The organism is Janibacter alkaliphilus, from assembly GCF_013408565.1.
Classification (GTDB): Bacteria; Actinomycetota; Actinomycetes; order Actinomycetales; family Dermatophilaceae; genus Janibacter; species Janibacter alkaliphilus.
On the sequence record NZ_JACBZX010000001.1, the window covers coordinates 2,465,783 to 2,481,438 of the forward strand.

The 15,656-nt window shown below is 72.3% G+C and carries 9 protein-coding genes; 6 read left to right on the forward strand and 3 right to left on the reverse strand.

What is annotated here, in order from left to right; translation table 11 throughout:
• Nucleotides 1–299: 299 nt before the first annotated feature.
• Both BJY28_RS11795 and BJY28_RS11800 read left to right on the forward strand, forming a co-directional pair.
• Nucleotides 300–2,438 carry a DNA gyrase subunit B gene (locus tag BJY28_RS11795; protein ID WP_179463184.1) on the forward strand — a complete coding sequence of 713 codons (2,139 nt, stop codon included), beginning with the start codon at nucleotides 300–302 and terminating at the stop codon, nucleotides 2,436–2,438.
• A 141-nt stretch (nucleotides 2,439–2,579) separates the two neighbouring features.
• Nucleotides 2,580–3,899 (forward strand): MFS transporter, encoded by a 1,320-nt coding sequence (locus BJY28_RS11800; RefSeq protein ID WP_343037087.1) that lies wholly within the window; start codon nucleotides 2,580–2,582, stop codon nucleotides 3,897–3,899.
• Here the strand turns inward: BJY28_RS11800 and BJY28_RS11805 are convergent.
• The gene (locus BJY28_RS11805; RefSeq protein ID WP_425485711.1) at nucleotides 3,880–5,397 is read right to left on the reverse strand and encodes a SulP family inorganic anion transporter; all 1,518 of its coding nucleotides are present in this window, start codon (nucleotides 5,395–5,397) and stop codon (nucleotides 3,880–3,882) included. The genes BJY28_RS11800 and BJY28_RS11805 overlap by 20 nt on opposite strands.
• 218 nt (nucleotides 5,398–5,615) lie before the next feature.
• On the opposite strand from BJY28_RS11805, the gene BJY28_RS11810 reads away from it, so the two are divergent.
• Nucleotides 5,616–7,061 (forward strand): APC family permease, encoded by a 1,446-nt coding sequence (locus BJY28_RS11810; RefSeq protein WP_179463186.1) that lies wholly within the window; start codon nucleotides 5,616–5,618, stop codon nucleotides 7,059–7,061.
• Between the two features lie 139 nt (nucleotides 7,062–7,200).
• On the opposite strand, the gene BJY28_RS11815 is transcribed toward BJY28_RS11810, so the two are convergent.
• Both BJY28_RS11815 and BJY28_RS11820 read right to left on the reverse strand, forming a co-directional pair.
• Nucleotides 7,201–8,172: an IS481 family transposase gene (locus BJY28_RS11815; protein ID WP_179463187.1), complete on the reverse strand. Its 972-nt coding sequence runs from the start codon at nucleotides 8,170–8,172 to the stop codon at nucleotides 7,201–7,203.
• 159 nt (nucleotides 8,173–8,331) lie between these two features.
• A complete protein-coding gene (locus tag BJY28_RS11820) occupies nucleotides 8,332–10,773 on the reverse strand; it encodes a DNA gyrase/topoisomerase IV subunit A (RefSeq protein ID WP_179463188.1) in 2,442 nt (813 codons plus the stop codon).
• Nucleotides 10,774–10,963: 190 nt separating this feature from the next.
• Here BJY28_RS11820 and BJY28_RS11825 point away from each other — a divergent pair, with 190 nt between their 5' ends.
• Genes BJY28_RS11825 through BJY28_RS11835 form a run of 3 tightly spaced genes read left to right on the forward strand, consistent with a single transcriptional unit; the run spans nucleotide 10,964 to nucleotide 15,535 of the window.
• Entirely contained in the window at nucleotides 10,964–11,464 is a 501-nt protein-coding gene (locus BJY28_RS11825; protein ID WP_179463189.1) for an RNA polymerase sigma factor, read from the forward strand.
• A complete protein-coding gene (locus tag BJY28_RS11830) occupies nucleotides 11,461–12,819 on the forward strand; it encodes a sialidase family protein (RefSeq protein ID WP_179463190.1) in 1,359 nt (452 codons plus the stop codon). The genes BJY28_RS11825 and BJY28_RS11830 overlap by 4 nt, the downstream gene beginning before the upstream one ends.
• A gap of 31 nt (nucleotides 12,820–12,850) precedes the next feature.
• A complete protein-coding gene (locus BJY28_RS11835) occupies nucleotides 12,851–15,535 on the forward strand; it encodes a bifunctional acetate--CoA ligase family protein/GNAT family N-acetyltransferase (RefSeq protein WP_179463191.1) in 2,685 nt (894 codons plus the stop codon).
• Nucleotides 15,536–15,656: the final 121 nt, after the last annotated feature.

Sequence of the window (15,656 nt, forward strand, 5' to 3'; positions counted from 1 at the left end):
TTTCGTGCTCGGTGGTCTCTCGACTACGAGTGGGAACAGTCAAGCACGCCGAACCCTTCCCGCGCCGCAGGGTTACGCCCGTGGCGTACGGCACAGCCCTGAGTGCCGCCCTGGGACGACACCTCGCGGCGCCTCCACGCCACGCCACCCGCAGGGCGACCTCACCGGGGTTGTCGGCGCCGCGGGATAGTCTGCCGAGCAGCCGGTCGCCCCCGGCGGGTCGCCCCCGGCGGCCCGGCACCGGGAGGCGGCGCCGGCCGAGGACCAGACCGAGCGACCGCAGAGGACCGACCAGGCCAGTGCCCGCCACGACCGCGACCACCGCCGCCAGCACCAAGAGCGCGAAGGACTACTCCGCCCACCACCTCCAGGTCCTCGAGGGCCTGGAGGCGGTCCGCAAGCGGCCGGGCATGTACATCGGCAGCACCGACAGCCGCGGCCTGATGCACTGCCTGTGGGAGATCCTCGACAACGCCGTCGACGAGGCCCTCGGCGGGCACGGCGACCGGATCGAGGTGCTGCTGCACGCCGACGGGTCGGTGGAGATCCGGGACAACGCCCGCGGCATCCCCGTCGACATCGAGCCGCGCACCGGCCTGACCGGCGTCGAGGTGGTCTACACCAAGCTGCACGCCGGCGGGAAGTTCGGCGGCGGCAGCTACACCGCCTCCGGTGGTCTGCACGGGGTCGGCGCGTCGGTGGTCAACGCGCTCTCCTCCCGGCTCGACGTCGAGGTCGACCGGGGCGGCAAGACGTACGCGATGAGCTTCCGCCGGGGTGAGCCCGGCCGGTTCGCCGACGACGCCGGGACCAGCGGCAGCAAGTCGCCGGAGAGCGACTTCGCCCCCTACGACAAGGGCAGCGAGCTCGAGGTCGTCGGCAAGGCCAAGCGGGGCGTGACCGGGACGCGGGTGCGCTTCTGGGCCGACCGGCAGATCTTCGTCCGGGACGCCCGGCTCGACCTGGAGGCGCTGACCCAGCGGGTGCGCCAGACCTCCTTCCTCGTCCCCGGACTGACCATCGTCGTGCGCGACGAGCGGGGGATCGACGGCGCCGAGCCGACCGAGGAGGTCTTCCACCACGAGGGCGGCATCAGCGAGTTCGCCGAGTTCCTCGCCCCCGACCCGGCGGTCACCGACGTCTGGCGCCTGCAGGGCGAGGGCACCTTCACCGAGACCGTCCCGGTGCTCGACGACAAGGGGCACATGACCCCCACCGAGGTCGAGCGCACCTGCGAGGTGGACGTCGCGGTGCGCTGGGGGACCGGGTACGACCCGCGGGTCTCCTCCTTCGTCAACATCATCGCCACGCCCAAGGGCGGCACCCACCTGGCCGGCTTCGAGCAGGCGCTGCTGAAGGTCTTCCGCAAGCAGCTGGCCGACAACGCCCGCAAGCTCAAGGTCGGCGGGGACAAGGCGGAGAAGGAGGACGTGCTCGCCGGGCTGACCGCGGTGGTCACCGTCCGGCTGGCCGAGCCCCAGTTCGAGGGCCAGACCAAGGAGGTGCTCGGCACCTCGGCGGTCCGCGCCATCGTCAGCAAGGTCGTCGACTCGGCGCTGACCGAGCGGCTGTCCTCGCCGCGGCGCGGCGAGAAGCAGATGGCCACCCAGCTGCTGGAGAAGGTCGTCGCCGAGATGAAGTCGCGGATCTCGGCCCGCCAGCACAAGGAGACCCAGCGCCGCAAGAACGCGCTGGAGACCTCCAGCCTGCCGCCGAAGCTGCGCGACTGCCGCAGCAACGACGTGGACTCCACCGAGCTCTTCCTCGTCGAGGGCGACTCGGCGATGGGCACCGCCAAGGAGGCTCGGGACAGCGAGTTCCAGGCGCTGCTGCCGCTGCGCGGCAAGATCCTCAACGTGCAGAAGGCGGCCATCGGCGACATGCTCAAGAACGCCGAGTGCGCCTCGATCATCCAGGTCATCGGGGCCGGGTCCGGCCGCAGCTTCGACCTGGAGGCCACCCGCTACGGCAAGGTCATCATCATGACCGACGCCGACGTCGACGGCGCGCACATCCGCAGCCTGCTGCTGACCCTCTTCTTCCGCTACATGCGCCCGCTGGTCGAGGCCGGCCGGGTCTTCGCCGCGGTGCCGCCGCTGCACCGGCTCGAGGTGATCAACCCGGGCTCGAAGAAGAACGAGCTGATCTACACCTACGCCGAGGCGGAGATGCGCAAGCAGGTGGCGGCGCTGACGAAGAAGGGCCGCAACCTCAAGCAGCCGATCCAGCGCTACAAGGGGCTGGGCGAGATGGACGCCGACCAGCTGGCCGAGACGACGATGGACCCGCGGCACCGGATGTTGCGCCGGGTGACGATGGCCGACGTCGAGGAGGCCGAGCGGATCTTCGAGCTGCTCATGGGCAAGGACGTCGACCCGCGCCGGGACTTCATCGTCTCCTCGGCCGACACCCTGGACCGCGAGCGCATCGACGCCTGAGCGGGGTAGCGACGGGGCTCAGCCTGCTGCCGGGTGCCGCACGCCGGTCTCGTGCCGGGATCGCGTCGTCGAGGGGAGAGGCAGACTGTGTCGTCGAGCGCGAGGATCGCACCCGAGACCGGGTCGCCGCGACGGGAGCGGGTGCAGCGGCGCACGCTGGCCACGGTGGCGCTGGCGCAGGTGCTCGGCGGTGCCGGGCTCGCGGCCGGCGCCACCGTGGGGGCGCTGCTGGCCGAGGAGATGCTCGGCAGCGAGGGGCTGGCCGGGATCCCGGTGGGGCTCTTCACCCTCGGGTCGGCCCTGGCGGCCTATCTCGTGGGGTGGTCCAGCCAGCGCTCCGGCCGGCGTCGCGGGCTGACCGCCGGGTTCGTCGCCGGTGCGCTGGGCGCGGTCGGTGTGGTCGTCGCGGCGACCACGGAGCAGCTGGTCCTGCTGCTGGTCGCGCTGCTCGTCTACGGGGCGGGCAGCGCGACGAGCCTGCAGGCCCGGTACGCCGGCACCGACCTGGCCACCCCGGCCCGACGAGGCCGGGCGGTGAGCATCGCCATGCTGGCCACCACCGGTGGGGCGGTCGCCGGTCCCAACCTCGTCGAGCCGCTCGGGACGCTGGCCGGGTCCCTCGGGCTGCCGGCGCTGACCGGCCCCTTCCTGCTGGCGGCCGCGGCCTACGCCGCGGCGGGCGCCGTGGTGTGGCTGCTGCTGCGCCCGGACCCGCTGCTGCTGGCCCGGGACCTGGAGCGGGGTGCCGAGCTCGGCACGAGCGAGCCGGAGCCGCCGGTCCCGCCGGACGCGACGGCCGCCGAGGTGGAGGCGGGCTCGGGGTCGGAACGCTCGGGGTCGGGTTCGGTAGGCAGGGGAGCCGCTGGCGCCGCGGTGGCGAGAGAGCTCCGCCCCGGCGCCTACGTGGGTGCCGCGACCATGGTGCTCACCCAGATCGCGATGGTCGCGATCATGACGATGACCCCGGTGCACATGCACCGGCACGGGCACGACCTCGGCGACGTCGGGCTGGTGATCAGCCTGCACATCGCCGCCATGTACCTGCCGTCACCGGTCACCGGGATGCTCGTCGACCGGGTCGGGCGCGGGGCGACGGCGCTGGCCTCCGGCGCCGTGCTGCTGCTGGCCGGGGTCACCGCGGCGCTGGCGCCCGGCGCCTCGCTGACCTGGACCGTGCTGGCGCTGATGCTGCTCGGTCTCGGCTGGAACCTCGGTCTGATCAGCGGGACCGCGCAGGTCGTCGACGCCACCGGTCCGGCGGACCGTCCCAGGGTGCAGGGGAGCATCGACGTCCTCGTCGCCCTCGCCGGTGCGGCCGACGGGGTGCTGTCCGGCGTGGTGGTCTCGGCGACGAGCTTCGCCGTGCTCGGCCTGGGCGGCGGGGCGCTGGCCCTGCTGCTCGTCCCCGTGCTGGCGCTGGGAGCCCGGCGCAGCGACCGGCTCAGGGCAGGTGGCCGCTGAGCCGGTCGTGCCGCTGCGCGCTGGCCGGGTTGAGCCCGACGATCTCGACCTCGGTGCCGCGGCGGGCGTACTTCGTCGTGATCGCGTCGAGCGCGGCCACGGTGGAGGCGTCCCAGACGTGCGAGGCGCTGAGGTCGATGACCACCCGCTCGGGGTCCCCGGCGTAGTCGAGCTGGGTGTAGAGGTCGTTGCTCGAGGCGAAGAAGAGCTCGCCGGTGACCCGGTAGACCGCGCTCACCCGCCCGTCCGCGTCCTCGACGAGCTCTCGCTCGACCGCCGTCAGGTGCGCCACCCGGCGGGCGAAGAGGGTCATCGCCACGAGCACGCCGACGACCACGCCGATCGCCAGGTTGTGCGTGACGACGGTGACGACGACGGTGGAGAGCATCACCGCGGTCTCCGAGCGCGGCATCCGACGCAGCGTGGCCGGGCTGATCGAGTGCCAGTCGAAGGTGGCCACGGCCACCATGATCATCACCGCGACCAGCGCCGCCATCGGGATCATCGCCACGAGGTCGCCGAGCACGACGACGAGCACGAGCAGGAAGACCCCGGCGAGTAAGGTCGAGATCCGGGTGCGGGCACCGGAGACCTTGACGTTGATCATCGTCTGGCCGATCATCGCGCAGCCGCCCATGCCACCGAAGGCGCCGGTGACGAGGTTGGCCGCACCCTGGCCGAGCGCCTCGTGGGTCTTGTCCGAGCCGGTGTCGGTGATGTCGTCGACGAGCTTGGCGGTCAGCAGCGACTCCAGCAGGCCGACGACCGCCATCGCCAGGGCGTAGGGGCCGATGATCTGCAGCGTCTCCAGCGTCAGCGGCACGTCCGGCACGAGCAGCGTCGGCAGGCTGTTCGGCAGCTCGCCCTGGTCGCCGACGTCCGGCACGCTGAGCGCCCCGAGCACGGTGACCGCGGTGAGCACGACGATGGCCACCAGCGGGCCTGGCACGAGGTCGGTCAGCCGCGGCATCCCGACGATGATGAGCAGGGCCACCGCGACCAGCGGGTAGACCAGCCAGGGCACGTCGACGAGGTGGGTGATCTGCGAGGTGAAGATGAGGATCGCCAGCGCGTTGACGAAGCCGACCATCACCGAGCGCGGCACGAAGCGCATCAGCCGAGCCACCCCGCCCAGGCCCAGCGCCAGCTGGACCAGCCCGCCGAGGAGCACCGTGGCGATGAGGTAGTCGTAGCCGTGGTCACGCATCACCGGGGCGATCACCAGCGCGATGGCCCCGGTGGCCGCCGAGATCATCGCCGGGCGGCCGCCGAGCACCGCGATCGTCACCGCCATGGTGAAGGAGGCGAAGAGGCCGACCCGCGGGTCCACCCCGGCGATGATCGAGAAGGAGATCGCCTCGGGGATGAGGGCCAGGGCGACGACCAGGCCGGCCAGCACCTCGGTGCGCAGCCGGCGGGGGGAGCGCAGCGCAGACCGCACGTCGTGCTCGGGCCGCGGGGCGCGGGCAGCCTCGGGGGAGGCGGCAGGGGTGCTCACGGCAGGCTCCGATCAGGGGTGGGTGGGGCCGGGGGCCCCGCGAGGTTACGTGCCCGGGCGCGCCGCAGCGAAAGTCGAGGTCGGCGCGACCCGCGGCGGTGCCGCGAAGATCCCGACCTGGTGCTGGTGGGCGTGCCATAGTTGCCCGATCGGGTGACCTCGGTCACGCACGGGCAGACGGACGGTCGCAGGGGCGACCACAGCCACGGGAGGTTCGCATGTCGCACGCCACGACGACCGGCGAGAAGGGCACGGGCGAGGAGCGCACCGAGCTCAAGCGGGTGATGGGCCCGCGGCTGCTGCTGCTCTTCGTCGTCGGGGACATCCTCGGCACCGGTGTCTACGCGCTCACCGGGGACGTCGCCGCCGAGGTGGGTGGTGCCGCCTGGGCGCCCTTCCTCGGGGCCTTCCTGGTGGCGACGATCACCGCCTTCTCCTACCTGGAGCTGGTGACGAAGTACCCGCAGGCCGGCGGTGCTGCCACCTTCGTGCACAAGGCCTTCGGCATCCACTTCCTCACCTTCATCGTGTGCTTCGCGGTGATGTGCTCCGGCATCACCTCGGCATCGACCGCGGCCAACGCCTTCGCCGGGTTCCTCCGCGACGGGCTGCAGCTGGACTGGGCCGACGGCGGCACGCCGCTGCTGCTGGTGGCGCTGGGCTTCATGACCCTGGTCGCGGCGATCAACTTCCGCGGGGTGGGCGAGAGCGTCAAGGCCAACGTCGTGCTGACCTGCGTCGAGCTCTCCGGTCTGCTGCTCATCATCTTCATCGGCCTCTACGCGGTCACCCAGGGCCAGGCCGACTTCAGCCGGGTGATCGTCTTCGAGAGCCCCAGCGACAAGGGCGTCTTCTTCGCGGTCACCGCCGCCACCTCGCTGGCCTTCTTCGCGATGGTCGGCTTCGAGGACTCGGTGAACATGGCCGAGGAGACCAAGGACCCGGTCAACACCTTCCCCAAGGTCATGCTCACCGGCCTGGGGATCACCGGCGTCATCTACGTGCTCGTCTCGATCACCGCGGTCGCCCTGGTGCCGGTCGGCGAGCTCACCTCCGGGGAGTCCTCGGCGCTGACCCAGGTGGTCGCGGCCGGGGCGCCGGACCTGCCCTTCGACAAGATCTTCCCCTTCATCGGGATGTTCGCGGTGGCCAACTCGGCGCTGATCAACATGCTCATGGCCAGCCGGCTGCTCTACGGGATGGCCCGCCAGGAGGTGCTGCCGCTGCCGCTGGGCAAGGTGCACCGCACCCGGCAGACCCCATGGGTGGCGATCCTCTTCACCACGGCGATCTCCTTCGGGCTGATCTCCTACGTCGTCCTGGACTCCGAGAGCGACGTGGTCTCGCTGCTCGGTGGCACCACCGCGCTGCTGCTGCTGTGCGTCTTCACCATCGTCAACATCGCGGTGCTCGTGCTGCGGCGGGACGACGTGGGGCGCAAACACTTCCACGCGCCGACCGCGCTGCCGATCGTCGGCGCGATCTGCTGCGCCTTCCTCGCCGGCCCGTGGGCACGCAGCGAGGAGCAGCAGGGGCAGTACCCGATCGCCGGGGTGCTGCTGCTCATCGGGGTGGCGCTGTGGGTGCTCACCTGGATCGTCAACCGGGCGATCTACGGCAAGCGCACCTTCATGCGGGACCCGGAGCACCTCGAGCACGACTGACCGCCCGGTCGCCGGCTCCTCGGCTGCCCGTCGCTCCTCCCGGGGCGGCGGGCAGCCTGCTGCGTACAGACGCTCACTGTCGTCTCAGGCGCTTGGCTTGCAACCTGAGGGGATGCAGCCGCCTAGGTGTACTCGGCCATCAGGTTGGTGGCAGTCGGTGGGTGGGTGGGTGTCCGCCGAGTGCGCTGTGGCGGCGTTGAGTGTTGTAGTGCTCGAGCCAGGGTGCAAGTGCTGCGGTGCGTTGGTCGTTGGTGGTGTAGGGCTGGTGGTAGGCCCACTCGGTGGCCAGGGTGCGGTTGAACCGTTCGACCTTGCCGTTCTGCCAGGGGCAGTGGGGGCGGATGAACAGGTGGCGCGCGTCGAGCGTGGCCAGGGCCTCGCGGACGTGGCGTGAGCGTCGGTAGGACCAGTGGTTGTCGGTGATGACGCGTTCGATGCGGGTGATGCCGTGCGCGGCGAAGTAGGCCGCGGCGCGCAGGATGAACCCGGCACAGGTGGGGCCTTGTTCGTCGGGCAGGGCTTCGCAGTAGGCCAGGCGGGTGTGGTCGTCGACCATGGCGTGGATGTAGTCGTAGCCGATGCGGGGCCGGCAGGTCTTGGCTGCTTCGGTCGCGGCTCTGCCGTGGACGCGCCATCCGCCGCCGTCGGGGATCTTGCCGATCTTCTTGACGTCGACGTGGACCAGCTCGCCGGGACGGTCGCGTTCGTAGCGTCGCGTGGTCTGTTTCGAGGAGCGGATGACCTGGCCGGTCATGGGGTCGCACTCGTGCAGGTAGGGCACCTGATGGCGGCGTAGGATCCGCGACACCGTCCGGGGCGCGACCCCCACCCTTGGGCCCAGGAGGTCGGGCCCCTCGCGGTACTCGTGCCGTGCCGCCAGGACACGTTGCTCGTCCTCGGCGCTGGTCTTGGTCGGGGTGGTCCGCGGCGTGGATGAGCGGGTGACCAGCCCGGCTTCGCCCTCGGCCTCGTAGCGCTCGATCCAGGTGTTCACGCACTTGCGTGAGACGCCCAGCGATGCCGCGATGTGGGCCTTGGCCCAGCCTTTCTGACGGCGTTCGACGATCAGCCGCCGACCGTAGACGGTCAGCCGCGCATTACCGTGGGACATGGAACCTCCGGGTGATGGAACGGGCCTTCGACAAGCCACACCTCACCCGGAGGTTCCACGTACGTCAACCGCCTCGTTCTGCTACCCACCTCCTGGCCGGGTACACCTAGGGAGTTGGGGAGGTCGAGCGGGCGGGGGAGGGCGGGTAGAGGGGCGTGGTCAGAGGAGGCCGATGCCGGCGACGGCCGGGCCGCCCGGGGTGCCCGAGCCGTCCCGGCGGCCGGTGGGCTCGGGCAGGTCCACGGCCACGCCGTTGGCGGCGCTGGCGCGGGCCCCGGCCGGTCCCACCCAGGCGAGCACGAGGGCGTCCTCGCCCTTGAGGAAGCGGTGCGCCCGCACGCCGCCGGTGGCCCGACCCTTGGCCGGGTACTCGCTGTAGGGCGCCACCTTCATCGCGCCGGCGTCGGTGCCCGGCAGCGCGTCGGAGCTCCCGCTGGCGGTGACCACGACGTTGTCGGCGGCGGGGTCCACGGCGCCGAAGAAGGCCACCGTCGCCCCGTCGGCCAGGCGCACCCCGGCGACCCCGCCGGCCGCCCGGCCCTGCGGGCGCACCGCCGAGGCGGAGAAGCGCAGCAGCTGGGCGTCGCTGGTGACGAAGACGAGGTCCTCCTCGCCGGTGGCCAGCTCCACCGCGCCGACCACCCGGTCGCCGTCCTTGAGGGCGATCACCTCGAAGGAGTGGCCCTTGGGCGGGTCGGTGGTGACCCGCTTGACCACGCCGTGCGCGGTGCCCAGGGCCAGTCCCGGACCCTCGGTGCCCAGCGCGGTCAGGGTCAGCGGCTGCTCGCCGGGCGGCAGGTCGACGAAGGCGGCCAGCGGCGCCCCGCCGGAGAGGGTGGGCGCCCCGGTGGTCGGCGGCAGCGTCGGCAGGTCCAGCGCGCTCATCCGCACCACCCGCCCCGCCGAGGTGACCACCCCGATCTCGCCGCGCGCGCTGCTGCGCACGGCGGCGACCACGGCGTCGTGCTTGGCCCGGCCGCCCTCGCGGGAGAGCGGGCCGTCGTCGCTGGTGCGGGCCATCAGCCCGGTCGAGGAGAGCAGCACCCAGCACGGGTCGTCGGCGACCTCCAGCGGCGCGTCGGCGGCCGCGGACCGGCTCGCCCCGTCCGACTCCAGCAGCACGGTGCGCCGCGGGGTGCCGTGCTGCTTGGCCACCTCGGCGAGCTCGGTGGAGACCAGCTTGGTCAGCACCTTCTCGTCGCCGAGGATCTCCTCGAGCTCGGCGATCTGCTCCAGCAGCTCGGCCTTCTCCTTGTCCAGCTCGATCTGGGAGAACTTCGTCAGCCGCCGCAGCTGCAGGTCGAGGATGTACGTCGCCTGCGGCTCGCTGAGGTCGAAGACCTCCATCAGCCGTCCGCGCGCGGTGCCCGCGTCGTCGGAGGTCCGGATGACCTGGATCACCTCGTCGATGTCGAGGATGGCCACCAGCAGGCCCTCGACCAGGTGCAGCCGCTCCCGCCGCCGGGCCAGCCGGTGCTCGCTGCGCCGGCGGACCACGTCGCGGCGGAAGTCGAGGTAGACGGTGAGCAGCTCCTTGAGGCCCATCGTCCGCGGCGTGCCGTCGACGAGGGCGACGTTGTTGATCGAGAAGCTCTCCTCCATCGGGGTGAGCTTGTAGAGCCGCTCCAGCACCGCCTCGGGGTTGAAGCCGTTCTTGATCTCGATGACCAGCCGCAGCCCCTGGGTGCGGTCGGTGAGGTCCTTGACGTCGGCGATGCCCTGCAGCTTCTTCGACTGCACCGCGTCCTTGATCTTCTCGATGACCTTCTCCGGGCCGACGAGGTAGGGCAGCTCGGTGACGACGATGCCCTGGCGCCGGGGGCTGGTCTTCTCGATCCGGGTGGTCGCCCGGGTGCGGAAGGAGCCCCGGCCGGTCAGGTAGGCGTCGCGGATCCCGTCCAGGCCGATGATCCGGCCGCCGCCGGGCAGGTCCGGGCCCGGCACGTGCTTCATCAGGGTGTCCAGGCTGGCCTCGGGGTGGGTCAGCAGGTGCCGGGCGGCGCCGATCACCTCGCCGAGGTTGTGCGGCGGCATCGAGGTGGCCATGCCCACGGCGATGCCGGTGGTGCCGTTGACCAGCAGGTTCGGGTAGGCCGCCGGCAGCACCTCCGGCTGCAGCAGCTGGTCGTCGTAGTTCGGCACCATCGGCACCGTGTCCTCGTCGAGGCCGGTGACCATGAGCAGCGCCGCGGGCGCCATCCGCGCCTCGGTGTAGCGCGAGGCGGCCGGGCCGTCGTCGAGGGAGCCGAAGTTGCCGTGCCCGTCGACCAGCGGCAGCCGCATCGAGAACGGCTGGGCCATCCGCACCAGCGCGTCGTAGATCGCGCTGTCGCCGTGCGGGTGGTACTTGCCCATGACCTCGCCGACGACCCGGGAGGACTTCACGTGACCGCGCTCGGGGCGCAGGCCCATCTCGCCCATCGCGAAGAGGATCCGGCGGTGCACCGGCTTCAGCCCGTCCCGCGCGTCCGGCAGCGCCCGGGCGTGGATCACCGAGTAGCTGTACTCGAGGAAGGCGTTGCGCATCTCCTCGGACACGTCGATGTCGACGATCCGCTCGGGGACGTCCTGGCGGTCGGGCGTGCTGGCGCGTCGGGCCATCGGGGGCGGCTCCTGGGTCTACGGGACCCAGGCATTGTCGCCGACGGCCTGGCGGGCGGGACGACGACACCCCGCGAAGGGAGCGTCCGGCGAGGTTCTGTGAGAATCCGCCCAACCGAACCGGCCGCTGCGGCGTCACCGGGACATGAGCACGATGACCGTCGCGCCCGCGCCGAGCCGGAGAGGGACCATGAGCCGCACCCGATCCAGCGACGTCGAGGCCGAGGTCCGCGAGGTCTACCGGGTCCACTACGGCCGCCTGGCCGGCTGGACCAACAAGCTGGTCGGCGACCCGGACATCGCCCACGACCTGGCCACCGAGGCCTTCGTGCGGCTCTACCAGGACTTCCGCTCGGTCGACGAGCCCCGCGCCTGGCTCTACACGGTCACCGGCAACCTCGTGCGCGACCACTGGCGCAAGCGCGGGCGGGAGGCAGCCGCCTACGCCCGGCACGAAGGGGGCGTCGACCCCGACGTCAGCCACGACCCCGACGTCGCCACCACCGTGACCGTCCGCACCGCCGTGCAGTCCCTGCCCGACCGGCTGCGGATGGCCGTCATGCTGTACTACTACGCCGACCTGCCGGTCGGCTCGATCGCCGGGCAGCTCGGCAAGTCCGACGGAGCGGTCAAGCGCGACCTCTTCGAGGCGCGCCGGCTGCTGGCGAGCACCCTGGAGGGAACCCGATGAGCGAGCGCCACGACCGCGGCGACCTGCCCGAGCGCGGGATCGTCGAGGACTTCTTCGCGCAGGAGCGGGCGACCATCGAGGAGCTCCCCGGGCACGATCTGCACTGGCAGGGCATCGTGCGCGCCCGCCGCACGCGCCGCACCCGGATGGTCGCTGCGCTCGCCGCCGGCGCCGCGGCCGTCGTCGTGGGGGCCGCCACCGTCGCCATCTGGCAGGGCGGCGGGCCCGACGCGGAGGTCGCCCCGGCCGGTCAGACCTCCAGCACGGTGCAGGTGCCCTCGCCGCAGGACACCACCGCGACCAGCCCGGACCCGACCTCGGCGGCGCCCACGGCACCCGACGGCTTCGTCGTGCGCTCGATGACCAGCGGCGACGCCACCACCCGCGCGGTGCTGGGCTCGGACTCCTGCGACGGCAGCGCCTGCCCGGTGATCCAGGTGACCACCGACGACGGCCAGCAGTGGCGCACCATGTCCGCCCTGACCGGGCTCTCTCCGGTGCCGCAGGGGGGCCGGCTCGCCGGGGCGGCCACCGGCCCGGACCAGGTGGGGATCGTGCGGATGGCCGACCCGCAGACCGCGTGGGTGGCCGGCTCGACGATCCAGCGGACGACCGACGGCGGTCAGACCTGGGCCAACTACCCCTACCCGGGCGGGACCGTGGTGGCCATGGAGGTCGACGGCGGCACCATCCGCTTCGTCACCGCCGACAGCTGCACCAGCGAGGGCTGCCGCGGACCCCTGACCGTCTACCAGGCCGACACCTCCGACCCGCTGGCCGAGACCGAGGTGCTCACGGTCGAGGCCGAGGTCGTCACCGACGTCGACCTCGTCACCAGCGGCGGGGTGGCCTTCCTCGCCGTCGACCACGACGGCGGCAGCACGGCGCACCGGCTCGGTGAGACCGCCACCGAGATGACGGTCTGCCGCGACGACGGCGGGCTCAGCCTCGGGGTGCCGGCGATCGCCGGCGACGGGGTCCTCACCGCCACCTGCGAGCGGCCGGTCGACGGCGGGACCGAGGTCAGCACCACCCGGTCCACCGACCAGGGCGAGACCTGGTCCCAGGAGACCCGGCCGACGCTGATCCGCGGGCGGGTGACCGCCCTGGCCCAGTCCTCGATCAACGACATGGTGCTGGTCACCGACGACGCCACGGCCGGCAGCGGCCTCTACCGCACCGGCGACAACGGGGTCAGCTGGGACGAGCTGGTGCTGCCCGACGACCGCCGCGGACCGTGGACCTGGGCGGGCGCGGGGGGCGACGACCGGGTCTACGCCATCCCCACCGGGAGCGGGGTCTACCTGGAGAGCACCGACGGCGGGAGCAGCTGGCGTGAGGTGGATCTCGGCTGACCCACCAGGTCCGCCATGGGAAGATGGAGCCATGAGCGAAGGGCTTCCGGAGGGCTATCCGAGGCTGGCCGAGGCCGACGTGGTGCTGCGTGACGGCACGGTCTGCCGGCTCCGGCCGATCAAGCCCTCGGACGCGGAGGCGATCCACCGCTTCCACGCCGGGCAGTCCGACGAGTCGATCTACCTGCGCTTCTTCGCGCCGATGCGCCAGCTCAGCGCCCGCGACGTGGAGCGCTTCACGCACGTCGACTACCGCGACCGGATGGCCCTGGTGGCCACGATCCGGGGCGAGATCATCGGCATCGGGCGCTACGACCGGGTCACCCCGGACAGCGCCGAGGTCGCCTTCAACATCAGCGACCACTACCACGGCAAGGGCATCGGCTCGGTGCTGCTGGAGCACCTGGCGGCGATCGCCCAGGAGCGGGGGATCACCCAGTTCGTCGCCGAGGTGCTCCCGCAGAACCGGAAGATGCTGTCGGTCTTCTCCGACGCCGGCTACGAGGTCTCCCGGCGCTACGAGGACGGCGTCGTCTCCCTCCACTTCGACATCGAGCCGACCGCCCAGTCGCTCTCGGTGCGCCTGGCCCGGGAGCACCGGGCCGAGGCGCAGAGCGTGCACTCGCTGCTGCACCCGGCGTCGGTGGCGGTCATCGGCGCCAGCCGTCGGGAGCGGGCGATCGGCCACCAGCTGCTCAAGCAGATCCTCGACGCCGGATTCACCGGCACGGTGCACGCGGTCAACCCCGAGGCCGGGGAGGTGCTCGGCGTCGACGCGGTCCGCTCGGTGCGCGACATCCCCGAGCACGTCGACCTCGCGGTCGTCGCGGTGCCGGCGCCGCAGGTGCCGGACGTGGTGCGCGAGTGCGCCGAGGTGGACGTGCGCAGCCTGCTGATCGTCTCCTCCGGCTTCGCCGAGGTGGACGAGGAGGGCGACCGGCTGCAGCGGGAGGTGCTGCGCCTGGCCCGGGACAACGGGATGCGGGTGGTCGGGCCGAACTCCTTCGGCATCATCAACAACGACCCCGCGGTGCGCCTCAACGCCACGCTCACCCCGACCATCCCCGGCGACGGGCACCTCGGCCTCTTCTCGCAGAGCGGTGCGCTGGCCATCGCCAACCTCGACTCGGCCGCCCGTCGGCGCCTCGGGGTCTCCGCCTTCGCCTCCGCCGGAAACCGGGTCGACGTCTCCGGCAACGACGTCATGCAGTACTGGATCGAGGACGAGCGCACCCACGCCGTCGGGCTCTACCTGGAGTCGATGGGCAACCCGCGCAAGTTCTCCCGGATCGCCCGGCACCTGGCCAGCACGAAGCCGGTGATCGTCGTCAAGCCCGAGAGCGGGGACTTCGGCTCGCCGCCCGGGCACGCGGTGCGCCGGCCGAAGGTCAAGCCGCACGCCTTCAGCGCCATGCTCAACCAGGCCGGGGTGATCCGCACCGAGAACGTGCACCAGATGTTCGACGTCGCGCAGCTGCTGCTGCACCAGCCGCTGCCCACCGGGCGCCGGGTGGCGGTGGTCGGCAACTCCAGTCAGCTGACCGCGTTGTCCGCGGACAACGCCGCCGCTCGCGGCCTGCAGGTGGTGCACGGGCCGACCTCGGTGCGCACCGAGGCGACCGCGCAGGAGTTCCGGCAGGCGCTGGACGCCGCCTTCGCCGACGAGCAGGTGGACAGCGTCATCGTCTGCTTCATCCCGCCGGTGGGGGCGCTGAGCAAGGACGTCGTCGGTGCGGTGCGGCACGCCTCGCGGCGCAGCGACAAGCCGTGCGTGGCGACCCTGCTGGGCATGCGCGGCGTCGACGTCGACCCGGGCGACCTGGTCACCCGCGAGGAGGACGAGGAGGGCGCCGGCCACCCGCAGCGGGCGGTGCCGATCTACCCGATGCCCGAGGAGGCGGTGCGGGCGCTGGCGCACGCCACCGACTACGGCCGGTGGCGGGACAAGGACCGAGGAGAACCGGTCACCCGCACCGGGATCGACCGCGCGGCGGCGCGGGCGGTGATCGAGCGGGTGCTCGCCGAGGACCCCGACGGGCGGGCGCTGACCACCGACGAGGCGCACGAGCTGCTCGCCGCCTACGGCATCGACCTGTGGCTGCGGGTGGAGGTGGAGACCGCGGACGAGGCGGTGGCCGCCGCCGAGACCGTCGGCTACCCGGCGGTGGTGAAGTCGCTCTCGCCGGTGGTGCGCGGGCAGTCCTACCTCGAGGGGATCCGGGTCGATCTCACCGACGCCGACGCGGTGCGCCGGGCCTTCGAGGGGCTGGACAAGCGGCTGGCGCCGATGGACGCCAACTACCTCGTGGTGCAGCGGATGGCCCAGCCCGGGGTGTCCTGCGTGCTCTCCACGATCGAGGACCCGCTCTTCGGGCCGGTGGTCTCCTTCAGCATCGCCGGGGCGCCGACCGACCTGCTCGAGGACATCGCCTACCGGATCCCGCCGATGACCGACGTCGACGTGCGCGAGCTGGTCGACGACATCAAGTCGGCGCCGCTGCTGCACGGGCACCGCGGGACCCGTCCGGTCGACCGCAGCGGTCTCGAGGACATCCTCGGGCGGCTGTCGCTGATGTCCGACGACCTCATGGAGCTCGCCTCGGTGGAGCTGAACCCGGTGATGGCCCACCCGGACGGGATCAGCGTCCTCGGCGCCGACATCCAGGTGGCCACGGCGCAGCGGCGGATCGACCCGGGGGCCCGGGCGCTCAGCTGACCCCCTTCGCTCTCGGGTGCCCCTTCGTTCGTCTGGCGGCCCCACTCATCCCCGGTCACCTCCCACGCGCTCTGGTCACCCGTGCTCCCGCGGGGTGCGGAGAACCTCTCGTTCCCCGGAG